The sequence below is a fragment of the Pseudomonas sp. 2957 genome (genome assembly GCF_031456345.1).
In the GTDB taxonomy this organism is placed as follows: domain Bacteria; phylum Pseudomonadota; class Gammaproteobacteria; order Pseudomonadales; family Pseudomonadaceae; genus Aquipseudomonas; species Aquipseudomonas siliginis.
Window position 1 is genome coordinate 51,094 of sequence record NZ_JAVDUL010000004.1, and the last position, 24,693, is coordinate 75,786.

A 24,693-nucleotide genomic window follows, 5' to 3' on the forward strand; every position below is an offset into this window, starting at 1 on the left:
GATCGCAGCCTTCGGCAGCTCCTACAGGATGTACTCGATCCCATGTAGGAGCTGCCGGAGGCTGCGATCTTTTTATGGTTTACGCGGGCTTAAAACCATCTGCGCCGGAACCGTGCGCAAGATCTGCTTCTCGATCTGCAAATCAAAATCAGGATCGAGCTTCTTGACTCGCTTGCTCAGCAACGTCGCCAGCCACGGATAATCCGCGGTGCGCGGCGCCTGAATGCTGACGGCGCATTCGTAATTCACCACATCGGCGGCGATCGCATCGAGTTGTCGTTGCAGCTTGTGAATATCGCCGATGTTCAACGCAACAGTGGTGCTCTCGGCGGTCGGGTCGATGACCTTGGCTTTCGGCCTGGCTTCGGCAGCCAGCAGCGCGGCCTCAGCCTTTTCCAGCTCGGCCTTGCGCGCTTCGGTGATCGCGCCGTTGACGCCGCCGGTCAGCGCTGGCGCCTTGGGCATCAGAGCACGGGCGCGGCTGAGCGCGGTGGCGGCAGCGTTGACATCGCCCTTTTGCAGAACGATCTGGCTGCGGCGCAGGTACGCCTCGGCCAGCTGCCGCTGGTACTGCTCAAGGGACTGATCGTTGGGGGTCGCGGCCTGCAAAGCGGCCAACTGGTCTTCGGCGGTGGCCAGTTCGCTGCTGGCCAGGCTTTGCTCCAGCTGTGCGATGGCCGTAGCCCGCGCATCGGGGACTTCAGCCACCGGCGGCGTGCTTTGGCAGGCGCCCAGCAGCACTGAAAATGCGACAAGGAGCAGATAACGGGAGGCGAACGGCTTCATTCCTGCGACTCTCTAATTGCGCAAAAAGCGGCCAAGTCTACACCCCACGACGGGGCAGAACAAAACTCAACAGAAACAGCGCGGCTGCCGTCACAACGATAGACGGCCCCGCCGGGGTGTCCTTGAACCACGACAACGCCAGCCCGCCGCACACCGCGAGCATGCCCAGCAGGCTCGCGCCCAAGGCCATCTGCTCCGGCGAACGGGCGTGACGCTGTGCCGCAGCCGCCGGGATGATCAGTAGCGATGTAATCAGCAACACCCCGACGATTTTCATCGCCACGGCGATCACCACCGCGATCAACAGCATCAGCGCCAAGCGCAAACCCGCAACCGGCAAGCCTTCGACCCGCGCCAGTTCTTCGTGCACGGTGACCGCCAGCAGCGGTCGCCACAGCGTCACCAGCAACACCAGCACCGCCGCGGTGCCACCGAGAATCCACGCAAGATCGCTCGGACTGATTGCCAGCAAGTCGCCGAACAGATAGGCCATCAGGTCGATCCGCACTTCATGCATGAAGCTTAGTACCACCAGGCCGAGAGAGAGCGTGCTCGGTGCAAGAATTCCCAATAGTGTGTCGGACGCCAGTGGCTGACGCTGTTGCAGCGTCACCAAGAGCACCGCCAGCAGCAGGCAACCGACCGTCACCGCCACGGTCGGGCTGACGTCCAGCAAAAAGCCCAGTGCCACGCCGAGCAATGCGGCGTGGGACAGGGTATCGCCGAAATAGGCCATGCGCCGCCACACCACAAACGAGCCGAGCGGTCCGGCCACCAGCGCCAGGGCCAGACCTGCAAGCAGGGCGTACAAAAGAAAATCAGCCATGCTTGCAGCCGTCTCCATGAACATGAGGTTGCCCGCCGAGCGGGCCTTTGACCACCGAACCGTGCAGGTCGTGGGCGTGGTCGTGATGGTGGTGATAGATCGCCAGACTCGGCGCGTTCTTGCCGAACAACTCGACAAATGCCGGATCGCCGCTGACCTGCTCGGGGTGCCCGGAGCAGCAGACGTGACGATTGAGGCAGACCACCTGATCGGTAGTGCTCATCACCAGATGCAAATCGTGGGACACCATCAGCACGCCGCAACCGTGGCGGTCACGCAGACGGGTGATCAGGCTGTACAGCTCGGCCTGCCCGGCCACGTCGACGCCCTGCACCGGTTCATCCAGCACCAACAGTTCCGGCTCACGCAGCAGTGCCCGAGCCAGCAGCACACGCTGCATTTCGCCGCCGGAAACGCTCTGCACCGGGCTGTCGATCACGTGTTCGGCGCCAACTTCCTTCAACGCGGCCAAGGCACGCGAACGATCGACGCCAGGCACCAGGCGCAGGAAGCGCAGCACTGACAGCGGCAGCGTCGGGTCAACATGCAGTTTCTGCGGCATGTAACCGACGCGCAATTTCGGCTTGCGCCAGACGCTGCCACTGTTCGGCTTCAACAGCCCGAGCACGGCGCGTACCAGCGTGGTCTTGCCGGCGCCATTGGGGCCGATCAGGGTGACGATCTGCCCCGGCTCGACGCTCAGCTCGATGTTGTCCAGCACGGTCTGCCCGGCAAACGTGACGGCGACCTGCTCCAGACGGATCAGCGCGTTGCTCATCAGGCCCCCTGGCAACCGGCGCACAGACCAACCACTTCGACCGTCTGCGCTTCGACGATGAAACCGACATCTTTGGCGCTGCTGATGATCGCGTCGCTGATCACTTTTTGCTCAAGTTCGATGGCGGCGTGGCACTCGCGGCAGATCAGGAACTGGCCTTGATGCGCGTGTTCAGGATGCACGCAGCCAACGAAGGCGTTGAGCGACGAGATGCGATGGACCAGGCCGTTTTCGAGCAGGAAATCCAGTGCGCGGTACACGGTAGGCGGCGCGGCGCGGCGGCCGTCCTGCTCGCTGAGCACCGCGAGGATGTCGTAGGCTCCCAGCGGCTTGTGGCTTTGCCAGACCAGTTCCAGCACGCGGCGGCGAAGGGCAGTCAGACGCAAACCTTTCTGCGCGCACAAGGTATCGGCCTCGGACAGAGCGCTGTGCACGCAATGGGAGTGGTCGTGGGGACGGCTGGCAATCGGTGTAATAGGCATGAGCGGCGACGAGATTTGCTGGAGACGTTATTATGTTACCCGTTCTCGCTTCCTTGAGTGGTCATCGTGTCCCGACTTTTTTCTGTTTTTGTGGCTTGTGTTGCCAGTTTTCTGCTGATCGGTACGGCCCAGGCCGAGGTCAAAGTGCTCACCAGTATCAAACCGTTGCAGCTGATTGCGGCTGCCGTGCAGGACGGCGTGGCGATTCCCGAGGTGCTGCTGCCGCCGGGTGCCTCCCCACACAATTACGCCCTGCGCCCATCCGACGTACGGAAGGTGCAGTCGGTCGATCTGCTCTACTGGATCGGCCCGGACATGGAAGGTTTCCTGCCGCGCGTACTCGGCGGTCGCAGCCTGCCGAGCGTCGCCGTGCAGGATCTGCCGGGGCTCAAGCTGCGGCATTTCGGCGCGGACAACCATTCCCATGCCGAAGAAGCCGACGAGCATGATCACGATCATCGCCCCGGCTCGCTGGATGCACATTTGTGGCTGTCACCGGTCAATGCGCGGGTGATCGCCGACAAAATGGCCGCCGACCTCAGCGCCGCCGACCCGGCCAATGCGCAGCGTTATCAGAGCAATGCCAACGCCTTCGATGAACGTCTGGATGCGCTGGATCAGCGCTTGAAGACGCGTCTGGCCAATGTCGAAGGCAAGCCGTACTTCGTGTTTCATGAGGCGTTTGATTATTTCGAAGACGCTTACGGCCTGAAGCATGCGGGCGTGTTCGCGGTGGCCGCTGAAGTACAGCCCGGCGCCCAGCATGTCGCGGCGATGCGCAAGCGTTTGCAGGAAGTAGGCAAGACCTGTGTGTTCAGCGAGCCGCCATTGCGTCCGCGCCTGGCAGAAACACTGGTGGCTGGCCTGCCGGTGAAGCTGGCGGAACTGGATGCGTTGGGCGGGTACACCCCGGCGACGGCTCAGGGCTATGAGCAGGTGCTGGAAAAGTTGGGCAATGATTTGGCGGGATGCCTGGAATCTCTGTAACCACATAGAAATAGATCGCAGCCTTCGGCAGCTCCTACAGGGTGTACATCAATCCCTTGTAGGAGCTGCCGAAGGCTGCGATCTTTTGATCTTAAAGGGCGAAAGGCAACGGTGTGTGCACCTTCTGCCGCTGCGCCAGGCGCTGCTCGAATTCCTGCGGATCGTGAATCAACACATCCTGCCCGGCGAACTGCTCGGCGGCGATCAGGCGTGACAGCCAGAAACGCACACAAGCCACACGCAACATCGTTGGCCAGAGCTCAGCCTCCGCCGCCGTGAACGGGCGCAGCGCCGCGTAGGCACCGAGGAATGCCCGGGCGCGCGGGCCATCGATCACGCCCTCCTCGTCCGAACACCAGTCATTCAACGCGATCGCCACGTCGTACAGCATCGGCCCCGAGCAGGCGTTGTAGAAGTCGATCAACCCGGTCAGATGGGTGCCTTCGAACATGGCGTTGTCGCGGAACAGATCGGCGTGAATATTGGCGCGAGGTAGCGCAAGAATCTTCTCTTTGCGCTCGGTGATCTCATCCAGCGCCTTTTGCAGCAAGGCACGCGGCTCATCGCTCAGGTGCGAGAGAAATTCAGTGCCCTCCTCCAGCATCCAGTCCAGGCCGCGATCGGTCTTGCGCTTGATCATGCGCTCGCCCTGGGTTGCCAGATGCAGATGCGCCTGCAACTCGCCGACCTGCGCGCAATGCTGGGCGTTGGCGACCTTGATGTGCTTGCCCGACAGACGCGGTTGCAGCAGCGCCGGTTTGCCTTTGAGCTCACGCAGGGCCAAGCCGTCGGTGGTGCGCAGGGCGTAAGGCACCGGCAGTTCGGCTTCGTGCAGCACGTCGAGCAGGTCGATGAAGAACGGCATCTCCTGCACCGGGCCGCGTTCGACCAGGGTCAGGACAAACTCGCCCTGCTCCAGACTGATGAAGAAATTGGTGTTTTCGCTGCCGGCGGCGATCCCCTGGAAATCGAGCAGGCGGCCGAGCCCGTAAGGGGCGAGAAAGGTTTCCAGCTCGGGCCGAGCCAGGGGAGTGAACACAGACATGTCTTAACTGCCAGTACGGGCGCCGCAACGGCGGCGCCACAAGTGAATTAAAAATCTACTACCACTCGAATATCTTCCATTCAGGGATCAGCATATCCGGCTGGTCCGAGCGGATGAAGTTGGCATCCGTTCCGTCGGCGCGCACCAGAAAGTACGGCGGCGCGCCCTTCGGCGTGACCTTGATCGCATACAGGAAACCGTTCTGACGGTACTCCTGAATAGTCTTGTCGCCCTCCGTGCGGATGGTGACCTCGGGGTCGCCGCCCGGCGCATCATCCGCCGCAATCGCGGCCAGTGGTGAGACAGCGATCAACCCGACCAGCAGCAAGCGATTTAACGTACGCATGATAACCTTGTCCCTTTGTCGTCAACGGTCCCGCTATTCTAGCGCCGGACCCGCCGAAAAGGTTGATCCTGCTCATGAGCCAAGCCCCCCTCGTCCTGGTGGACGGTTCGTCTTACCTGTACCGCGCCTTTCATGCACTGCCACCACTGACCACGTCCAAAGGCCTGCCGACCGGTGCGGTCAAAGGCGTGCTGAACATGCTCAAGAGTCTGCGCAAGCAGTACCCGGACAGCCCCTTCGCCGTGGTGTTCGACGCCAAGGGCGGAACATTTCGTGACGAGATGTACGCCGAATACAAGGCCAACCGGCCGAGCATGCCCGATGACATGCGCGTGCAGATCGAGCCGCTGCACCAGAGCGTGATCGCCCTCGGCTTCCCGCTGCTGTGCGTGGACGGCGTCGAAGCCGACGACGTGATCGGCACCCTCGCTCGCAGCAGTGCGGCGGCCGATCGCCCGGTGATCATCTCCACCGGTGACAAGGACATGGCGCAACTGGTCGACGGCCACATTACCTTGGTCAACACCATGTCCGGTAGCTCGATGGATGTGGAGGGCGTTAAGGAGAAATTTGGCGTCGCACCGGAACAGATCATCGATTACCTGGCGCTGATGGGCGATTCCTCCGACAACATTCCGGGCGTGCCGGGCATCGGCCCGAAGACGGCGTCCGGCCTGTTGGTCGGCGTCAACGGCGGTCTGACCGAGCTGTACGCCAACCTCGACATCGTGCCGACCCTGCCGATCCGTGGCGCAAAAACCCTGCCGGCCAAGCTCGAAGAGCACAAGGAAATGGCTTTCCTGTCCTATCAACTGGCGACTATCAAGGTCGACGTGCCGCTGGATATCGGCCTCGATGATCTGCAGATGGGCCAGGAAGATCCGGCCAAACTCTACGAGCTGTACACCCTGCTGGAATTCAAGAGCTGGCTCAATGATCTGGATCGCGATGCCAAGCGTCTGGAACTGAGCGCGGCGGCCGAACCTGCGCCCGCCCATGATCTGTTCAGCGCCCCGCAAGCCGAGGCACCTGCTGCCCCTGCCGAAGCCGCCTACGAAACCATCCTCGATCAGGCTCGCTTCGACGTCTGGCTGGAAAAACTGCGCAACGCCAAGCTGATCGCCTTCGACACCGAAACCACCGGCATCGACGCGCAGCGAGCGCAACTGGTCGGTCTGTCGTTCGCCGTACAGGCCAACGAAGCTGCGTACATCCCGCTGACCCACTCCTACATCGGCGTGCCGGAGCAGCTGGATCGCGACACCGTGCTGCGCGCACTCAAGCCGATTCTGGAAGACCCGAGCAAACTCAAGGTTGGCCAGCACGCCAAGTTCGACATGAACATTCTGGCCAACTGCGCCATTGGCGGCGATCAGAGCCAGGGCATCAGCGTGCACGGCATCGCCTTCGACACCATGCTCGAGTCCTACGTACTCAATTCCACCGCGACCCGTCACGACATGGACAGCCTCGCGCAGAAGTACCTTGACCACACCACGGTGAGCTTCCAGGACATCGCCGGCAAAGGTGCCAAGCAACTGACCTTCGACCAGATCGCTCTGGAACAGGCCGGGCCGTATGCCGCCGAAGACGCCGACATCACTCTGCGCCTGCACCAGATCCTGTTCGACAAGCTCAGCGCGATTCCGAGCCTGGCCAGCGTCTTGACCGACATCGAAATCCCACTGGTACCGGTATTGGCGCGCATCGAACGCCAGGGCGCGTTCGTCGATGCCGAACTGCTCGGCATTCAGAGCATTGAGCTGGGCAACAAAATGGTCGCGCTGGAGCGTGAAGCCTTCGAAATTGCCGGAGAGGAATTCAACCTCGGCTCGCCGAAGCAGCTGGGCGTGATTCTCTATGAGAAGCTCGGCCTGCCGGTGCTGAAGAAAACCGCCAAGGGCCAGCCGTCCACCGCTGAAGAAGTGCTGGCGAAACTCGCCGAAGACGATCACCGCTTGCCGAAGGTGCTGATGGAGCACCGCTCGATGAGCAAGCTGAAAAGCACCTACACCGATCGCCTGCCCGAGCAGATCAACCCGCGCACCGGGCGCATCCACACCTCGTATCACCAGGCTGTGGCTTCGACCGGACGCCTGTCCTCCAGTGATCCGAACCTGCAGAACATTCCGGTGCGCACCGCCGAAGGCCGACGCATTCGTCAGGCGTTCGTCGCGCCGAAGGGCTACAAACTACTGGCGGCGGACTACTCGCAGATCGAACTGCGGATCATGGCGCACCTGTCCCGCGACGAAGGCCTGATGAACGCCTTTCGCAACAATCTCGACGTGCACACTGCAACCGCTGCCGAAGTATTCAAGGTCGAGCTTGATCAAGTGTCCTCGGACCAGCGCCGCAGCGCCAAGGCGATCAACTTCGGTCTGATCTACGGCATGGGCGCGCAGAAGCTCGGCAAGGACATCGGCGTCGACACCAAGACCGCCAAGGCCTACATCGATACTTACTTCGCCCGTTATCCAGGCGTTCGCGAATACATGGAGCGCACTCGTGCGCAGGCGGCGGATCAGGGTTACGTCGAAACTTTCTTCGGTCGTCGCCTGTACTTGCCGGAGATCAACTCGAACAAGCCGCAGGAACGCGCCGCTGCAGAACGCACAGCGATCAACGCGCCGATGCAGGGCACGGCAGCGGATATCATCAAGAAAGCCATGGTCGCAGTGGACAACTGGCTGGCGACGTCGGGGCTGGATGCCCGGGTCATCCTGCAGGTGCACGATGAACTGGTGCTGGAGGTTCGCGAGGATCTGGTCGAGCAGGTCAGTGCCGAAATTCGTACGCACATGAGCGAAGCGGCGAAACTGGATGTGCCGCTGCTGGTGGAAGTTGGCGTGGGCAACAACTGGGATGAGGCGCACTGAGTTTGTATAGGTGCCGCGACGCGACGTCGCGGCAAGCCCCGTAAACCGGCTTAGAACGATAAATGCTTGAGGCTATTCCAAAGCTTTTTGAAAAAAATCTGAACTAATCTGTCGACCGAACACTCAGAGGTACTGAATGGCTGGTGAAGCCCTTCGATGCTCCTATGTTGTGTTAAGTGTTGGCAGATATCTGAACCCCGCCCTAGCGGTTCGGAACTTGAACCCCGGAACTTCTCCCTCCCCAATGAAGTCCGGGGCTTTTTTTGCCCCAAAACTGGCTGTGATGCCGTCATGCTGCGTTAAAAGCACCGCTAAAAATGCTCATTTAGGTACCCTAAACTCCGCTTTTTAGCGGTGCTTTCACCTTGCCTGACAGCACCACAGTCAGTTTTGAAATTGTCTTACTCGGCTGCCGCCTCGGTGTTTTTGTCTGCCAGTTCCATCCAGTCGGCCAATACGGTGTAGGCCTCTTCCAGGCCCATGCGTTTTGGTGCCGAGAACAGTTGGATGGTGATCGAGTCGCCCCAGCCCTTGCGGATTTCCGACTGTACTTTCAGCAGGGTGTTCTTGGCTGCGCCGTAGGTGAGCTTGTCGGCTTTGGTCAGCAGAATGTGCATCGGCATGCCAGCGGCGACGGCCCAGTCGAGCATCAGCAGGTCGAAGTCGGTCATCGGATGGCGGATGTCCATCATCAGAATCAGACCTTTCAAACTCTCCCGACCACCGAGGTAAGCCTCAAGGTGGCGCTGCCAGTGTTGCTTGAGCGGGATCGGTACTTTTGCATAACCGTAGCCCGGCAGGTCGACCAGACGGCGATCTTCGTCTAGCTTGAAGAAGTTCAACAGCTGTGTGCGACCCGGAGTTTTCGAGGTGCGCGCCAGGCTGGCGTGAGTCAGGGTGTTCAGCGCGCTGGATTTGCCGGCGTTGGAACGACCGGCAAACGCCACTTCGAAGCCTTCGTCGTCAGGGCATTGATCGACTTTGGCGGCACTGAGCATGAACGTGGACTGTTGGCACAGGCCGAGGATGGGATTCTTGAGTTGCATGGGATTTCCGATGTGGGCGGCGCCGGGATTGGGCGCGGAACGCGGTGTCGCTTCCGTTTCAGTGACGCCAGTATATAATGCCGCAGATTTTGTGTGTGCTTTGTCCCAGCGAAGGATGAAGTTCACGAGAGCGACAGACTTTGATTGCGCATTAGAACGCAGAACGCTCTCAACCCTGAAAAGGTCGTTTTATGACGAAATGGCTGCTGGCTGCCGGAGTCTTGATGCCGCTTTGCAGCGCACAGGCTACACAGGATCCAGAAGCCGTGTACAACCGTGTTTGTGGTGCCTGTCATTCCGGCCAACTACCCATGGCGCCCGCAAGAGGCGATCAGGAAGCTTGGACGCCGAGGTTGGCGAAAGGTATGGGGACGCTGGTGCAACACGTGACCCAGGGTTTCAAGGCGATGCCGCCGCGTGGTTTGTGCATGGACTGCAGTGCCGAGGATTACCAGGCCATCATCCTGTGGATGAGCGAGAGTAAGCCCGGTCCATAACTTAACCCTTAGCCGTAGTTGGATTAGCTGATGAACAAATTGATCGTGAGTCTGCTGTTGACCGTGGGAATTTCAGGTATCGCCCATGCTGCCGGCGATGCCGCAGCAGGCCAGGCCAAAGCTGCCGTGTGCGGAGCCTGCCATGGCCCGGACGGCAACAGCATGGCGCCAAACTTTCCGAAACTGGCAGGTCAAGGTGAACGCTACCTCGACAAGCAATTGCACGACATCAAGTCGGGCAAGCGCGTAGTGCTGGAAATGACCGGGCTGCTGACCAACCTGAATGACCAGGATCTGGCCGACATCGCTGCGTACTTCGCCAGCCAGAAAGGCAGCGTCGGCGCCGCCGATCCGAAGATCGTCGCTCGCGGTGAAGCGCTGTTCCGTGGCGGCAACCTGGAAAAAGGCCTGCCAGCCTGCACCGGCTGCCATTCGCCGAACGGCTCCGGCAATGCTGCAGCAGGCTTCCCGCATCTGGGTGGCCAGCATGCGCAATACATTGCCAAGCAACTGACCGATTTCCGCAAGGAAGACGGCGGTCGCGCCAACGACGGCGACGCAATGACCATGCGCACCATCGCACGCAAGCTGAGCGACGAAGACATCGCTGCGGTTTCCAGCTACATCCAGGGCTTGCACTGAGACCCTGATTCGAGGGTTGCACGAGGCGCGTAACGCCGGCCACGTTAACGCTCGATTAATCCTTCGCAGCAAGTATAAAAAGGGTGGCTTTGGCCGCCCTTTTTTGTGGCCGCTGCCGTTACACTACAGCACTCATGCCCGCCAGGATCTGTGTCGAAACAGGTCGAGCGAGGCGACCCAAATTGTTCAGGAGTAAAGCATGCGTAATCTGATCATCAGCGCCGCCCTCGTCGCTGCCAGCCTGTTCGGCGTCACCGCCCAGGCCGCTGAAGCCCCTGCCGCCCCTTATGTCGAACTGGCCAATCCGGTGCCGGTTGCAAAGCCTGGCAAGATCGAAGTGGTCGAGCTGTTCTGGTACGGCTGCCCGCATTGCTACGCTTTTGAGCCAGTGATCAATCCATGGGTTGAAAAACTGCCGTCCGACGTCAACTTCGTGCGCATTCCCGCCATGTTCGGCGGCCCATGGGACGCTCACGGCCAGATGTTCCTGACCCTCGAAGCCATGGGTGTCGAGCACCAGGTACACAACGCCGTGTTCAACGCGATCCAGAAAGAACACAAGAAGCTCACCGACAAGAACGACATGGCTGACTTCCTCGCCACTCAAGGCGTGGACAAGGACAAGTTCCTCGCCACTTTCGACTCGTTCGCTATCAAAGGCCAGATCGTCAAGGCCCGTGAGCTGGCGAAGAAGTACGAAATCACTGGCGTGCCAACCATGATCGTCAATGGTAAATACCGCTTCGACATCGGCTCTGCCGGTGGTGCCGAGCAAGCATTGAAGCTGGCTGACGATCTGGTCGCCAAAGAGCGAGCGGCTAACAAGGCTGCTGCCAACTAAGCGCGGCATTCGCCATGCGCCGCTGGAAGTCCGAACGCATCGTTGGCCTGCATGATCCGCAGGTCAACGAGCATCATCTGGCGTCTACGGGCCTGCCCGCAGACCAGCGTCTGCGCTTGCTCAGTTTCAACATTCAGGTCGGCATCAGCACCGAGCGCTATCGGCATTACCTGACCCGCAGCTGGCAGCATCTGCTGCCGCACACCGGGCGTTCCGGCAATCTGCAGAAGATCGGTGACCTGCTCGGCGACTTCGATCTGGTCGCCCTGCAGGAAGCCGATGGCGGCAGCCTGCGTTCGGGCTACGTCAATCAGGTCGAACATCTGGCCCACCTCGGCGCCTTTCCCTACTGGTATCAACAACTCAATCGCAACCTCGGTCGACTGGCCCAGCACAGCAATGGCGTGCTCAGTCGCCTGAAGCCGTGGGCGATCGAGGATCATCCGCTGCCCGGCCCGAAAGGTCGCGGCGCGATCCTGCTGCGCTTCGGCGAAGGTCCGGAAGCGCTGGTGGTGGTAATGATGCACTTGGCCCTCGGCGCGCGGACCCGCAGCCTGCAACTGGCCTACATTCGTGATTTGATCAGCGGTTACAAGCATCAGGTGCTGATGGGCGACATGAATACCCATGCCAGCGACCTGCTCGAACACTCGCCATTACGCGATCTCGGCCTGCTGGCCCCGCAGGTGGAAGCGACCTTCCCCAGCTGGCGCCCACAGCGTTGCCTTGATCATATTCTGCTCAGCCCGACCCTGACCCTGGAAAAGGTCGAGGTACTGGCCCAGCCCATTTCCGATCACCTGCCGGTCGCGGTGGAAATTCGTCTGCCGGGTTCGCTCACGGCCGACGCATTGCCCGCGTTGAGCCCTGCCCCTCGCGGAACCTGTGAATGAGCGACGACGCCCAGCGCTGGAAAGAGAAGTACCTCAAGAGCATCGAACAGCAGGACAAGCTCGAACGCCGCTGGGCCGCGCGACTGGACCTGCTGCGGCGCGGTCTGGTGCGCAGCACGCTGGCGGCCGAGGGCACCGACAAGGTCGTCGATCAGTGCATGAAAGAAATGCGCGAAGTCGTGCGCACCGATGACATGGACGCCGGCCTCGCGGCCCTGCTGCCGCGTCTGGAAAAAGCCGTGCTCGACTCCGAGCAGCGCCGTGAGACCCGCATTGATCAGGTCAGCACCGCGCTGACCGCGCTGGTCACCCAGTTGCAGGCTTTGCCGCTGCCGCGCGAAGTCGCGCAACCGCTGAAGAAATTCGCCAAACAACTGGACAGCCGCGTCGGTCAGGCGCGGGAAATGCCACTGCTGCTGAGCGAACTCAGTGGCTTGCAGGGCAAGGCCTTGAGTCAGTTGGAAACGCCTGCCGAGCCGGGTCGGCCGGGGTTGTTGCAGCGTTTGTTTGGTAGTCGCGACGGTGAAGAAGCCGTTGCACCGGCGGCCGACATACCAGCAACACCAGTGCCGCAGCCGGTCGAAGCCCGGCAGCCTGAACCGGAGCCTGCGCAATCGGCACCGGTGGCCAACGCGGAGCCAGCGATCGCAGCGCCCGCGACCATCATCGAAACGCCCGCCCAGACCCCGCCTGATGTGCCGCAAGTCGTTGCGTTCGCTGCGCCTGTGGTCGTCGTTGAAGCCGAGCTAGCGCAAGTTGAACCCGCCGCGGACGCCGAGATGACCGTCGCTGCGCAAGCAACCGAAGCACTCAACCCCGACGAACTGATCCACCCCGGCGATCCCTCGCCGCTGCTCCTCGACAGCCTGCCCTTGCCCGAGCCAATCGCTCAAGCATTGGCCGCTATCGACCCGGAGCAGTCGGAACACGACATCCTCTTCGCTCTGCCGGATTCCCCGGAGCCGTCCTACAGCTCCGTGGCCAGACACATCGAAGACACGCTGATCGGCCTGCTCGACGACCTGACCCTGCCCGAGCGCCACCGGCCGCAAGCCGAAGCCATGCGCGAACGGCTCAAACACGGACTGAACTGGTACGAGCTGCTACCGATCCTCGACGATCTCGCAACCTTGATGCTGGCGATTACCGATAGCGGTCAGCACGAATTCGAAGCCTATCTGCAACAGCTCAACGAACGCCTTGAAGCGTTCCAGAGCAACCTGCAAGCGGCCAGCGAAGGGCATGCCGACAACAGCTCGGCGGCGCGGGCCATGGACACGCAGATTCGCGAGCAGGTCGACGGCTTGCAGAGCAGCGTCCAGCAAGCAGCCGACCTCGATGACCTCAAGCATGTGCTGGAGAATCATCTGGAAGGCCTGCTGGGAACGATGGATCAGCACCAGAAGCAGCGCGACGCCCGCGAGCAGGAAGTCGCCGCCAGGTTGAAGAGCCTGTCGGAGCGCGTGGCGCATATGGAGCAGGAAGCCATGGGCTTCCGTGAACATCTTGAAGAGCAGCGGCAGAAAGCCCTGATCGATCCGTTGACCGGCCTGCCTAACCGCGCGGCGTGGAGTGAACGCCTGGAGCATGAAATCCAGCAATGGCAGCAGCACGGCAACACCCTTAGCCTGGCCATGCTCGACCTCGATCATTTCAAGCGCATCAACGACAGCTACGGCCACCTGGCCGGCGACAAAGTCCTGAAGATCATCGCCACAGTGCTGCGCAAGCGCCTGCGCGGCTCGGATTTCATCGCCCGTTTCGGCGGTGAAGAGTTTGTGCTGTTGCTGCCGGCGACGCCGCCAGCGGTTGGCGCAAAACTGCTGGAAACCCTGCGCGCGGCGATCGAAGCCTGCCCGTTTCATTTCAAGGGCGAGCGAGTGACCATCACCATTTCCATGGGACTCGCGTCATTCCGGGTGGGAGAACACAGCGATCTTGTGTTGAAAAGAGCCGATCAGGCGCTGTATAGGGCAAAAAACGCCGGGCGCAACCGAGTGGAGCTCGGCTAAGGCAATTGTTCCATTTTGTTTAAATCCGCCCGCTGGCGGACTCTGAGCAAATCCGTACGTTACACTGTTGCATTATCGTTTTCAGCGTATCGTCCCCTGCCATGAAATTCCTTGCCCTTGTTGCCTCGCTGCTCGTCCTCGCTGGTTGCGCCAGCGGTCCGCGCTATGACACCAGCCACCCTTCGGCCAATTACGACAGCCGCATCCAGTTCGTTGTGGTGCATTACACCTCGGCGTCGCTGGAGCGTTCGCTGCAATTGCTGACCCATGGCGACGTCAGCAGCCATTACCTGATCGGCGATGACAACAACGCCACAATCTACAAGCTGATGGATGAAAACCAGCGCGCCTGGCACGCCGGCGAAAGTCAGTGGCAGGGCCGTACCTGGCTGAACTCCAGTTCCATCGGCATCGAAATCGTCAATCCCGGCTACAAGGACACCCCGACCGGGCGCCTGTGGTATCCGTACAGCGAAGCGCAGATCGAATCGTTGATCACCCTGCTCAAGGACATCAGCAAGCGCAACGGCATCAGCGCGCGGCACATCATCGGTCACAGCGACATCGCGCCGCTGCGCAAGCTTGATCCGGGGCCATTGTTTCCGTGGAAACGTCTCGCTGATGAAGGGTTGGGTCTGTGGCCGAACGAGCAAGCGGTAGCGCGTCAGCAAGCCGTGTTCAACAGCAGTCCGCTGCCGGAACCAGGCTGGTTCCAGGCGCAACTTGCGCGCCTGGGTTACGACACGCCGCAGACCGGCGAGCTGGACGTCGCCACGCGCCACGTCCTCGCCGCGTTCCAGATGCATTACCGCCCTGCTCGCTTCGACGGGACGCCGGATGCGCAAACCGCGGCACTTCTTCTGGTCCTCAATCAGACAAAATAATGACGCCCGCCCGACGGTCAGGGCGAAATCGCAATCAGCAGCTATAACTCATGGTAATTCTTCGGAAAATCCTTGATGGCTGCGACCCGAGAGACGCTGCGTAGCTGGTTTTATCGCCCTGCTTTTTTGGCGATGATCGCGGCTGTCCTCAGCGCCAGTCTGTTGATCGCCGGCGGTATGTTCGCGGCGATACGCCAGATGGAAATGCGCGAGAGCCAGGAAATGAACGCCCAGGGCGAGCGTTTCCTCGCTCGCCTCGAACAATTGTTCGGCCAGTTGCGCGAAAGTCTCGACGATCTTGAAGCCCAGCCCTTGCGTGGCTGCGACGAAGAAATGATCGCGACCCTGCAGCAAGTCACCTTCAACTACCGCTTCGTCTATGAAGCGGCATATATGGACGCTTCGCGATTCTGCTCCAACCGTCCGCGCCAGGAAGGTCTGTCGTTGGTGCGCGCGCCGGACATTCAGGGCCCGACCTACAGCTATTGGCTGAATACCACCACCGAACCCGATGAAAACCGCGCGGCACTGATGCTCGGGCGCGGTAACTTCCGTGTCGCTACCTCGCGCGGACATTTGACCGACATGGTCGATCTGTCGCCCGGCAGCAGCCTGCTGGTGGTACTCGATCACGGCACTCGCGCGATTCCGGTGCTCGGCACCGCACAGACCTGGCCACCGACCGAACCCTGGCCACCGAAGAGCCGTGATGCGCTGCAAGTCACGCAAACGCGGCTGATCTATCGCATGCCCACCGACAACCCGGAATATCAATTGGTGCTGATCACGCCGCGCACGGGCATGCACGTCCCGGCTGTGTGGTGGTGGCTGTTGCCGGTGTGCCTGATCGCCGGCGCCGTTGTCGGCTTTCTGACCTTGCTGCTGGTGCGTCAGCGCCAGTCACTGGATGCCGAGCTGCACGGGGCGATCCGCCGGGGTGAGTTGCAGGTGCTGTATCAGCCGATCTTCGACCTCGACAGCCGCCACTGCGTCGGCGCCGAAGCGCTGCTGCGCTGGCGGCGCCCGGACGGCACCCTGACCAGCCCCGACCTGTTCATTCCCATGGCGGAGAACACCGGGCAGATCCGGCAGATGACCGACTTCGTGTTGCAGCGTCTGCTCGAACAACTGGGCCAGTTACTGCGCGCCAATCCGCAGCTATATATCTCGGTGAACCTCGCGGCCTGCGATGTCATGGTGCCGCGCATCGGCCAGGTCATGGCGCGGCTGCTGGCGCTGCACCGTGTCGCCGCGCGGCAGATAGCCTTCGAAGTGACCGAACGCGGTCTGATCGATGTAGTGGTGGCGCGGGAAAACCTGCAAGCCTTGCGCGACGTTGGCCATCAGGTGCTGATCGATGATTTCGGCACCGGCTATTGCAGCCTTGCCTATCTGCAGACCTTGCCGGTGGACTGCCTGAAGATCGACAAGGCGTTCATCGATGCGCTGGGCCATGACGCGGCGAGCAGCGGCGTCGCTCCGCACATCATTCACATGGCGCAGGCGCTGGATCTGAAAGTGATTGCCGAAGGCATCGAGCTGGAATCCCAGGCAGCGCTGCTCAGCAGTGAGGGGGTCAAGTTCGGTCAGGGCTGGCTGTTCGCCCACGCCTTGAGCGCCGTGCAATTCATCGAACTGATCACCCGAGGTCGACGCCTGGCCGGGCGGCGTATGGACGACGAGGCTTAAACCGCCAGCGCCATGTAGAACTGGGTGCCCTGCCCAGGCCGCGAGTAGACGCCCATGCGCCCGCCGTGCAGCTGGACGATTTCCTTGCACAGCGCCAGGCCAAGGCCGGCACCGCCCTTCTTGCGCCCGACCTGCACGAACGGCTCGAAAATCCGCCCCTGCTGGCCGTAGGCAATGCCTTCGCCATTGTCTTCGACGCTGATGATGACCCGCTCGCCATGGCGGCGCGCCTGCAGACGGATCTGGCCGTCGCGGGCGGTATGGCGCAGGGCGTTGTCGATCAAATTGTCGAGGACCCGATCGAGTTGCGCCTGATCAGCCTGCAACCTCGGCAGCGGGCCTTGAATCTCGACGTTCAGCGCAACACCTTTGGCCGCAGCCACGTCGGCAAAGCGCAGTTGCGCCTGCTCCAGCAGGTCCTCAATGGAACATGGCGCCAGGGTGAGTTTCTGTAGACCGTTCTGGTAGCGCGAGAAATTCAGCAAGTCGTTGATCAATTGCATCAGCCGCTGCATTTCTTCGTTGACCGTATCCAGCAGGTCAGCTTCGCGCGATTCAGCCGGGAATTTCGCCCTCTCGCGAAACAGTCCGAAGGCCATGTGCATGCCGGTGACCGGCGTGCGCAGTTCATGGGAAGCGCGCAAGACAAACTCACTGCGCACGCGCTCGAACGCGCGTTGCTCGGTGACGTCGTGCAGCACCATCACCGCACCGAGAATATGCCCTTGGGTATGACTGACCGGCGTCAGGCTGTAAGTCAGCAGGCGCGATTCGCCATCGACTTCGATGCTCAGATCTTCCGGCGCCCGCTCCAGCGTGCCGCCGCGCAGGACCAATTGCAGTTGCGCATCCAGTTCCGGGCGGCCGAGCGCGGTGCCCAAGCCTTGGCCCAGTCGATCGTCTTCCCAGCCCAACTGGCGCTGAGCAACAGGGTTGAGGTGCTCGAGCTGGCCCTGGCGATCAATCATCAATAAACCGTCGTCGATGCTGTCGAGCACCGCTTGCAAGCGCTGCTGACCGGCCAACAGTTCGTCGACATTCATCGCCTGGTGTTCGCGCAACGCCTCGGCCATCAGGCCGAAGCGCCGCGACAGCAGGTTGACTTCCATGGCCGTGGAAATCGGCAGAGTCACGTCATAGTTGCCCTGGCCGATGTTGTCGGCAGCCTTGGCCAGCGCTTCGATCGGTGCGCCGAAGCGCCGAGCAATGCCCTGCGCCGTGACAAAACCGATGATCAGCACCGCCAGCCCGACCAGGCCAAGCAGCCCGGCTATCAGCAGGGCACGTTCGCGAGCGGCGTGCTGCACCTCATTGATACTGTCCAGCGCGTGCTTGTGCTCAGCAATCAACCCATTACGCAGAATATTGAAGCGCTCGCGGAAATCCGTGCTGGTGCTGGCGTTCTTTGCCGCTTCGGCAGTCACGTCGAATGAGGCGAGGAAGTTCAGGTAATCGGCCTTGGCCTGGCGGAAACCGTAAGGCTGGCCATCGCCCTCCTGCTGCTGGGCGATGCCTTGGTCGAGCAACTCGAAGTAGTGCTGCTTGGACGCTTCGAACGCGACGGGGTCGGGCTTCTCGGCGAGCATGATGATCAATTGATCACCGAGGGTCTGGCGCAGCTTGAGGCCCAGATCCAGAGTGACAAAGTTGCTGCGCACCAGCGCTTCCTGCGACCCGGCCATCTGCATCACGCTGACCAGCCCGAGCAAGAGCCCGAGCAAGGCCACGGTGATCAACGCAGAAATGCTCAGGAACAGGCGCGTGCGCAGCTTGATCGCCAGTTTCATCGCGCAGTGCTCACAGGTTGTACTGCTTGCGTTTGCGATACAGGGTCGAGGCGTCGATGCCGAGGGTTTTCGCCGCTTGATCCAGAGTGCCGGCGGTGGCCAGAACCGCGCCGATGTGCGCTTTCTCCAGCTCGTCCAGGCTCAGTGCCGCGCCGACCCGTGGCGCGTTGTTGGCCGGTTGTTCGGCCATGCCCAGATGGCTGATTTCCACGCGTTCCTGCGGGCAGATGATGCTTGCTCGCTCGACCACGTTGCGCAGTTCGCGAATGTTGCCCGGCCAGCGATAACCGAGCAGCGCTTCGCGCGCCTCATCGCTAAAGCCGCGCGCTGGGCGTGCGTACTCTTTGACGAAGCGTGCGAGGAAGCGATCGGCGAGGGTCAGGATGTCTTCGGCGCGCTCGCGCAATGGCGGCAGATGCAGGGTGATGACGTTGAGACGATAGAGCAGGTCTTCGCGGAAGCGGCCGTCACGGACCATGTCTTCGAGGTTGAGGTTGGTGGCGGCGAGGATGCGCACATCGGCGCGGCGAGTGACCGGATCGCCTACCCGCTCGTATTCCTTGTCCTGGATGAAGCGCAGCAATTTTGGTTGCAACGTCAGAGGAAAGTCGCCGATCTCGTCGAGAAACAGCGTGCCGCCATCAGCCTGATTAACACGCCCCAAGGTGCTTTCACTGGCACCGGTAAACGCGCCACGACTATGGCCGAACAGCTCGCTTTCCATCAACTCGGCAGTCAGCGACGGGCAGTTGATGGTGACGCAGGACTTCTTCTCGCGCTTGCTCCAGCCGTGGATCGCACGGGCCAGTTCACCTTTACCCGTACCGGACTCGCCAAGGATAAGAATGTTGGCGTCGGTGCTTGCGACCTGCCGTGCGGTTTCCAGCACGACTTTCATCGCCGGGCTGTGGGAATCGAGACCGTCTTTCGGTTTGCGGATCTCGCCTTCCAGCGCTTCGAGCCGCGCGGAGAGCTGGCGCACTTCCAGTTGCTTGGCGGTGGCCAGGCGCAGTTGATCAGGGCTGCACGGCTTGACCAGATAATCGGCGGCGCCAGCCTGGATGGCATCAACCGCGGTGTCGACCGCCGAGTGGGCGGTGACGATCACTACGCGCATCCACGGCGCCTGAATGCGCATCTGCGCGAGGACGTCGAGACCGTTGTCCTCGCCCAGGCGCAAATCAAGGAAGCACAGATCGAAGACCTGACGTTGCAGCAAAGCATCGGCTTGGGCCGCGCTATTGGCGGTGGCTACCGTATAGCCTTCGTCTTCGAGGCAATAACGAAACGTACGCAGGATGGCGGATTCATCGTCCACCAGCAGAATGCGGCCTTGTTGCTCAGTGGCAGATTCCATTTTTCCTACGCTCCATAGTGATTAGTCTTGGGTTAGTCCCGGAAAAATCGGGCAAGTTGCATGGTTGATTCTGAACGATACCAGCCATAGGAGGGTAGCTCTCTACTGCCATAACGGCCAATTCATTGATTTCGTTGGGTTTTAAAACATTCTGCGTTTTGCAGGGCAGATCCTGCGTCCTCTTCTGACATCTGCGTACCGGTAGCAATTCCATATCATCGAAATTTCCCACGAAATAATCGTGCATTGCGCACGACCGCAGAAGAGCCATCGTGCAGGATGCGTCTTAGGAAATTTCTCAACCACGTATAACTCATTGTTTTCATTGGTTTTTTCACAGATTAAAAAACTGGCATGCAGGCTGCAATACCTCACTCAGCCCGGGCAGAACAGCACTGCCCCAACCGAACAAGCGTGAGGAACACAGGATGACTCGCCCAATCGCCGCCCAAGTACGTATTTCGCCACTGCAGATCCAGCAAGGTCTGTTCGGTGTACTGGCGTTGCTGATCACCCTGATCGTTTGCCAGCAGTACATGAGCTGGGAAAACAGCCGCAAACCCGAGCCACTGATTTCGATGCAGCACAGCACTCAAACGCACTTCAGTGCCGTGAGCAGCAGCCAGGCCGAGAAAGCTTCGATGCACATGATCGATGTCGACCAGGCGCAACCGCTGGATCAATTGCCACGGGAAGAGCGCTGGGTTTTCTAAGCCTTTGAACACATTCAGGCGCGTAGCGTCGGAAACCGGAAACACCCCTAAATAGAGAAGTAAGGAGAATCACCATGTTGAGCTGGGCAATTACATTCTTGATCATTGCCATCATCGCCGCCGTTCTGGGCTTCGGTGGTATCGCGGGCACCGCCACGGGTATCGCCAAGATTCTCTTTGTCGTGTTCCTGGTGATGTTCATCGCTTCCTTCTTCTTTGGCCGTCGCGGCCGAGGTTAACGATGATCGGTCTCAAGACATTGGCCGCCGCCCTGCTTCTGGGCGGCAGTGCCATGGCCATGGCGGCCAATGACGGCCAGACCCGGGTCAACGAACTGCTCGCCTCCGACGCGCAGTACCGTGAAACCTGGGAAGGCGTGATCAAAAAGGAAGAGCGCGTACCGGAATGGGTGATCAACCTGTCCGGCACCTCCGAACAACAGATGCATGCCGTTACGGAAGATGGCGATCAGTATCTGGTCGGCCCGCTCTGCGAGAGTCAGGACAAGTGCCTGAATCACCGTTTAATCGTGGCCTTCAGCTTCGACAAGGATGACGCCTACGCCATGCTGGTCGATGTGCCGGAAGGTCTGCCGCAGGACAAGTCGCCGACGCGACACGCGACTTATCGCTTCTTCGGCAAACCTGATCAGGGCATGCAGGATCTGCTGATGGAAACCCTGAAGAAAGATCCGAAGTGGTACTGACGCAGGACGCAAAGGTTTCGAACACGAATGCAGCGCCCCGCTGCTTTCCATTGCACCGCCCGATGAGGGTCGGTGCATGACCAGGGGGCCGGGATGTTCTGACTGATACAGGGTCGGAGTGACCTACGGGTACAGGGAGTACCTGCGCAAGGGCCGGGTCAGGGTAAAAGCTGCGCCGCAGGTTCGTCGACCCGGTGGTCTGACGAATCTGCGCTGGGCTTTGAATCCGCTAAAACATTGATCCAGCACGCCAAATTCCTTTTTTCAATCGTCGACACTGCGAGGAAAACATTTCGCGGTGTTTCCTGGCGACCGTATATCGACAAAGATCGCGCTCGTTCCGTGTGACTTCTAGTCTTGCGATTCAGACTTTTTCCGGAAATTTCCGCCGGTTTTGCCTGTGCAAAATTTAACCAGCCTACGCTGTAACGGCCGGTTCACGGCACTTATGCTGGCACAAATGTCACAATCGAACCGCTTGGGACGCCAGTTTCAAATGAAAAAGCTCATGCCGATTAGGCATAGGGTAGGCGTTTACGGCATTAGACGGCGCCACCTTGCATCGGAATAGTTGCGCCTTTTTTCGCCTGCCGAAGAGCCGTAAACACGCGCTTCGGGGCACCTTATACGGAGGCAGATGCACAGACTTTTCCGCTGATGAGCGTTCCAGTTCCTGCATGTGCCTGAGTCAAACGCAAGTAAGGGTAAAGATAATGAAGAAGGCAAAAATCAGCCTCGCCTGGCAGATCCTCATCGGTCTGATTCTGGGGATTGCAATTGGTGCGTTGCTCAACCACTTCAGTGCTGAAAAGGCCTGGTGGATCAGCAACGTCCTGCAACCGGCAGGCGATATCTTTATCCGTCTGATCAAGATGATCGTGATCCCGATCGTCATTTCCTCGCTGATCGTCGGCATCGCTGGCGTCGGCGACGCCAAGAAACTCGGGCGTATCGGCCTGAAGACGATCATCTATTTCGAGATCGTCACCACCATCGCCATCGTCGTCGGCCTGGTGCTGGCCAACGTGTTCCATCCGGGCACCGGCATCGACATGAGCACCCTGGGCACGGTGGACATCTCCAAGTACCAGGCTACCGCCGCCGAAGTGCAGCATGAACATGCGTTCATCGAAACCATCCTCAACCTGATCCCGTCGAACATCTTCGCGGCCATGGCTCGCGGCGAAATGCTGCCGATCATCTTCTTCTCCGTGCTGTTCGGTCTCGGCCTGTCGAGCCTGCAGTCGGACCTGCGCGAGCCGCTGGTGAAGATGTTCCAGGGCGTTTCGGAAAGCATGTTCAAGGTCACCCACATGATCATGAACTACGCCCCGATCGGCGTGTTCGCACTGATCGCGGTGACCGTGGCCAACTTCGGCTTCGCCTCGCTGCTGCCGCTGGCGAAACTGGTGATCCTGGTTTACGTCGCCATCGCCTTCTTCGCCTTCGTCGTGCTGGGCCTGATCGCCAAGCTGTTCGGCTTCTCGGTGCTCAAGCTGATGCGCATCTTCAAGGATGAGCTGGTACTGGCCTACTCCACCGCCTCCTCGGAAACCGTGCTGCCACGTGTCATCGAGAAAATGGAAGCCTACGGCGCGCCGAAAGCCATCTGCAGCTTCGTGGTACCGACCGGTTACTCGTTCAACCTCGACGGCTCGACCCTGTACCAGTCGATCGCGGCGATCTTCATTGCCCAGCTGTATGGCATCGACCTGTCGATCAGCCAGCAACTGCTGCTGGTGCTGACCCTGATGGTCACCTCCAAAGGCATCGCCGGTGTACCGGGCGTGTCTTTCGTGGTGCTGCTGGCGACTCTGGGCAGCGTCGGCATCCCGCTTGAAGGCCTGGCGTTCATCGCTGGTGTCGACCGCATCATGGACATGGCGCGTACCGCACTGAACGTGATCGGTAATGCCTTGGCGGTGCTGGTTATCGCGCGCTGGGAAGGCATGTACGACGACGCCAAGGGCGAGCGTTACTGGAACTCCCTGCCGCACTGGCGCAGCAAGGAAAAACTGCCGGCTGGCGAAATCTCCAAGAACTGACACCCCCCTGTAGGAGCTGCCGCAGGCTGCGATCTTTTGATCTTGCTTTTAAAAAACAAAATCAAAAGATCGCAGCCTTCGGCAGCTCCTACAGTAGATTGAGGCCACCCAGTAAATCGGGGGGCGGCAGATCCATACGAACCCCGGAGCAATCCGGGGTTTGTCGTTTCTGGTGACCCCGCTATCATTCGCCGCATTCTTCGGGGGATTTGACTGATGCTTAATGGCCTGTGGCTTGGCTTCTTCATCGTGGCAGCCGTGTCGGCGCTGGCGCAGTGGCTGATCGGCGGCAACGCCGGGATCTTTGCGGCGATGGTGGAAAGCATTTTCGCCATGGCCAAGCTGTCGGTCGAAGTCATGGTGCTGCTGTTCGGCACCCTCACCCTGTGGCTGGGCTTTCTGCGCATCGCCGAAAAGGCCGGGATCGTCGAGTGGCTGGCCAAGGTGCTCGGTCCGCTGTTTCTGCGGCTGATGCCGGAAGTCCCGGCCGGCCACCCTGCCCTTGGCCTGATCACGCTGAACTTCGCCGCCAACGGTCTGGGCCTGGACAACGCCGCCACGCCGATCGGCCTCAAGGCCATGAAAGCGCTGCAGGAGCTGAACCCCAGCGCCACCATCGCCAGCAACGCGCAGATCCTGTTTCTGGTGCTCAACGCCTCGTCGCTGACCCTGCTGCCCGTGACCATCTTCATGTACCGCGCCCAGCAAGGCGCGCCGGATCCGACGCTGGTGTTCCTGCCGATTCTGCTGGCGACCAGTTGCTCGACCATCGTCGGCTTCCTCTCCGTTGCCTTCATGCAACGCCTGCGCATCTGGGACCCGGTGGTGCTCGCCTATCTGGTGCCCGGCGCGCTGATCCTCGGCGGCTTCATGGCCCTGCTTGGTACGCTTTCTGCGACAGCACTGGCGGGATTGTCGTCGATCCTCGGCAATCTCACGCTGTTCGGCTTGATCATGCTGTTCTTGCTGATCGGCGCGCTGCGCAAGGTCAAGGTGTACGAGGCGTTCGTCGAAGGCGCGAAAGAGGGCTTCGATGTGGCGAAGAACCTCTTGCCGTATCTGGTGGCGATGCTCTGTGCGGTTGGCGTGTTGCGCGCCTCTGGTGCGCTGGATTTCGGCCTGGACGGTATTCGTCATCTGGTCGAGTGGGCCGGCTGGGACACGCGCTTCGTCGATGCGCTGCCGACGGCGATGGTCAAACCGTTCTCCGGCAGCGCCGCGCGGGCGATGCTCATCGAGACCATGCAGACTTCCGGCGTCGACAGCTTCCCGGCGCTGGTCGCGGCGACGGTGCAGGGCAGTACCGAAACCACGTTCTATGTGCTGGCGGTGTACTTCGGCGCGGTAGGGATTCAGCGCGCACGGCATGCGGTGGGGTGTGCGTTGCTGGCGGAGTTTGCTGGTGTGGTGGGCGCTATCGGGGTCTGCTACTGGTTCTTTGGTTGATAAAGA

General features: G+C 60.7%; 23 protein-coding genes. 14 read left to right on the plus strand and 9 right to left on the minus strand.

Annotation, left to right across the window (positions count from 1 at the left end; genetic code table 11):
* Positions 1-72: 72 nt before the first annotated feature.
* The 4 genes from J2Y39_RS14930 to J2Y39_RS14945 are packed head-to-tail and all read right to left on the minus strand — an operon-like array spanning position 73 to position 2,872.
* Positions 73-786: a PA5502 family lipoprotein gene (locus J2Y39_RS14930; protein WP_016772339.1), complete on the minus strand. Its 714-nt coding sequence runs from the start codon at positions 784-786 to the stop codon at positions 73-75.
* Between the two features lie 37 nt (positions 787-823).
* A complete protein-coding gene (gene znuB, locus J2Y39_RS14935) occupies positions 824-1,612 on the minus strand; it encodes a zinc ABC transporter permease subunit ZnuB (RefSeq protein WP_016772340.1) in 789 nt (262 codons plus the stop codon).
* A complete protein-coding gene (znuC, locus tag J2Y39_RS14940) occupies positions 1,605-2,390 on the minus strand; it encodes a zinc ABC transporter ATP-binding protein ZnuC (protein WP_024014991.1) in 786 nt (261 codons plus the stop codon). Before znuC ends, znuB begins: the two co-directional genes overlap by 8 nt.
* Positions 2,390-2,872: a Fur family transcriptional regulator gene (locus J2Y39_RS14945; protein ID WP_024014990.1), complete on the minus strand. Its 483-nt coding sequence runs from the start codon at positions 2,870-2,872 to the stop codon at positions 2,390-2,392. Before J2Y39_RS14945 ends, znuC begins: the two co-directional genes overlap by 1 nt.
* Positions 2,873-2,938: 66 nt before the next feature.
* On the opposite strand from J2Y39_RS14945, the gene J2Y39_RS14950 reads away from it, so the two are divergent.
* Positions 2,939-3,859, plus strand: a complete 921-nt coding sequence (locus J2Y39_RS14950) for a metal ABC transporter solute-binding protein, Zn/Mn family (protein ID WP_310218484.1) — start codon at positions 2,939-2,941, stop codon at positions 3,857-3,859.
* A gap of 91 nt (positions 3,860-3,950) precedes the next feature.
* On the opposite strand, the gene J2Y39_RS14955 is transcribed toward J2Y39_RS14950, so the two are convergent.
* Positions 3,951-4,904, minus strand: coding sequence for a homoserine kinase (locus J2Y39_RS14955; RefSeq protein WP_310218487.1), 954 nt, complete (start codon positions 4,902-4,904; stop codon positions 3,951-3,953).
* Between the two features lie 58 nt (positions 4,905-4,962).
* The gene (locus tag J2Y39_RS14960; RefSeq protein ID WP_095182295.1) at positions 4,963-5,250 is read right to left on the minus strand and encodes a DUF2782 domain-containing protein; all 288 of its coding nucleotides are present in this window, start codon (positions 5,248-5,250) and stop codon (positions 4,963-4,965) included.
* 74 nt (positions 5,251-5,324) lie between these two features.
* Here J2Y39_RS14960 and polA point away from each other — a divergent pair, with 74 nt between their 5' ends.
* A complete protein-coding gene (gene polA, locus J2Y39_RS14965) occupies positions 5,325-8,129 on the plus strand; it encodes a DNA polymerase I (RefSeq protein ID WP_310218491.1) in 2,805 nt (934 codons plus the stop codon).
* Between the two features lie 401 nt (positions 8,130-8,530).
* On the opposite strand, the gene yihA is transcribed toward polA, so the two are convergent.
* Entirely contained in the window at positions 8,531-9,175 is a 645-nt protein-coding gene (gene yihA / locus J2Y39_RS14970; protein WP_150637305.1) for a ribosome biogenesis GTP-binding protein YihA/YsxC, read from the minus strand.
* Positions 9,176-9,366: 191 nt separating this feature from the next.
* On the opposite strand from yihA, the gene J2Y39_RS14975 reads away from it, so the two are divergent.
* The 7 genes from J2Y39_RS14975 (at position 9,367) to J2Y39_RS15005 (ending at position 16,633) form a co-directional block, all read left to right on the plus strand.
* On the plus strand, positions 9,367-9,672 hold the full coding sequence (locus J2Y39_RS14975) for a cytochrome c5 family protein (protein ID WP_150637303.1): 306 nt from the start codon (positions 9,367-9,369) through the stop codon (positions 9,670-9,672).
* Between the two features lie 30 nt (positions 9,673-9,702).
* Complete coding sequence (locus tag J2Y39_RS14980) at positions 9,703-10,314, plus strand: cytochrome c (protein ID WP_256807444.1); 612 nt, start codon at positions 9,703-9,705, stop codon at positions 10,312-10,314.
* A 199-nt stretch (positions 10,315-10,513) separates the two neighbouring features.
* Positions 10,514-11,155, plus strand: a complete 642-nt coding sequence (locus J2Y39_RS14985; RefSeq protein WP_016772349.1) for a thiol:disulfide interchange protein DsbA/DsbL — start codon at positions 10,514-10,516, stop codon at positions 11,153-11,155.
* Positions 11,156-11,169: 14 nt separating this feature from the next.
* Positions 11,170-12,048, plus strand: coding sequence for an endonuclease/exonuclease/phosphatase family protein (locus J2Y39_RS14990; RefSeq protein WP_024014985.1), 879 nt, complete (start codon positions 11,170-11,172; stop codon positions 12,046-12,048).
* The gene (locus J2Y39_RS14995) at positions 12,045-14,060 is read left to right on the plus strand and encodes a diguanylate cyclase (protein ID WP_310218500.1); all 2,016 of its coding nucleotides are present in this window, start codon (positions 12,045-12,047) and stop codon (positions 14,058-14,060) included. Before J2Y39_RS14990 ends, J2Y39_RS14995 begins: the two co-directional genes overlap by 4 nt.
* 101 nt (positions 14,061-14,161) lie before the next feature.
* On the plus strand, positions 14,162-14,944 hold the full coding sequence (locus J2Y39_RS15000; protein ID WP_310218502.1) for an N-acetylmuramoyl-L-alanine amidase: 783 nt from the start codon (positions 14,162-14,164) through the stop codon (positions 14,942-14,944).
* Positions 14,945-15,019: 75 nt separating this feature from the next.
* The gene (locus tag J2Y39_RS15005; RefSeq protein WP_095182299.1) at positions 15,020-16,633 is read left to right on the plus strand and encodes an EAL domain-containing protein; all 1,614 of its coding nucleotides are present in this window, start codon (positions 15,020-15,022) and stop codon (positions 16,631-16,633) included.
* On the opposite strand, the gene J2Y39_RS15010 is transcribed toward J2Y39_RS15005, so the two are convergent.
* The gene (locus J2Y39_RS15010; RefSeq protein ID WP_252868538.1) at positions 16,630-18,420 is read right to left on the minus strand and encodes an ATP-binding protein; all 1,791 of its coding nucleotides are present in this window, start codon (positions 18,418-18,420) and stop codon (positions 16,630-16,632) included. The genes J2Y39_RS15005 and J2Y39_RS15010 overlap by 4 nt on opposite strands.
* Before the next feature lie 10 nt (positions 18,421-18,430).
* Positions 18,431-19,777 carry a sigma-54-dependent response regulator transcription factor AlgB gene (gene algB, locus J2Y39_RS15015; RefSeq protein WP_024014980.1) on the minus strand — a complete coding sequence of 449 codons (1,347 nt, stop codon included), beginning with the start codon at positions 19,775-19,777 and terminating at the stop codon, positions 18,431-18,433.
* A 428-nt stretch (positions 19,778-20,205) separates the two neighbouring features.
* Here algB and J2Y39_RS15020 point away from each other — a divergent pair, with 428 nt between their 5' ends.
* The 5 genes from J2Y39_RS15020 to J2Y39_RS15040 all read left to right on the plus strand — a co-directional run bounded on the left by J2Y39_RS15020 (position 20,206) and on the right by J2Y39_RS15040 (position 24,687).
* Positions 20,206-20,490 carry a hypothetical protein gene (locus tag J2Y39_RS15020; protein WP_122692259.1) on the plus strand — a complete coding sequence of 95 codons (285 nt, stop codon included), beginning with the start codon at positions 20,206-20,208 and terminating at the stop codon, positions 20,488-20,490.
* Positions 20,491-20,564: 74 nt separating this feature from the next.
* Positions 20,565-20,729 (plus strand): DUF1328 domain-containing protein, encoded by a 165-nt coding sequence (locus J2Y39_RS15025; RefSeq protein WP_003177151.1) that lies wholly within the window; start codon positions 20,565-20,567, stop codon positions 20,727-20,729.
* A 2-nt stretch (positions 20,730-20,731) separates the two neighbouring features.
* Positions 20,732-21,196 (plus strand): inhibitor of vertebrate lysozyme family protein, encoded by a 465-nt coding sequence (locus J2Y39_RS15030; protein WP_016772356.1) that lies wholly within the window; start codon positions 20,732-20,734, stop codon positions 21,194-21,196.
* A 713-nt stretch (positions 21,197-21,909) separates the two neighbouring features.
* Positions 21,910-23,241 (plus strand): glutamate/aspartate:proton symporter GltP, encoded by a 1,332-nt coding sequence (gltP, locus tag J2Y39_RS15035; protein WP_024014978.1) that lies wholly within the window; start codon positions 21,910-21,912, stop codon positions 23,239-23,241.
* Between the two features lie 216 nt (positions 23,242-23,457).
* On the plus strand, positions 23,458-24,687 hold the full coding sequence (locus tag J2Y39_RS15040; RefSeq protein ID WP_041476489.1) for a nucleoside recognition domain-containing protein: 1,230 nt from the start codon (positions 23,458-23,460) through the stop codon (positions 24,685-24,687).
* Positions 24,688-24,693: the final 6 nt, after the last annotated feature.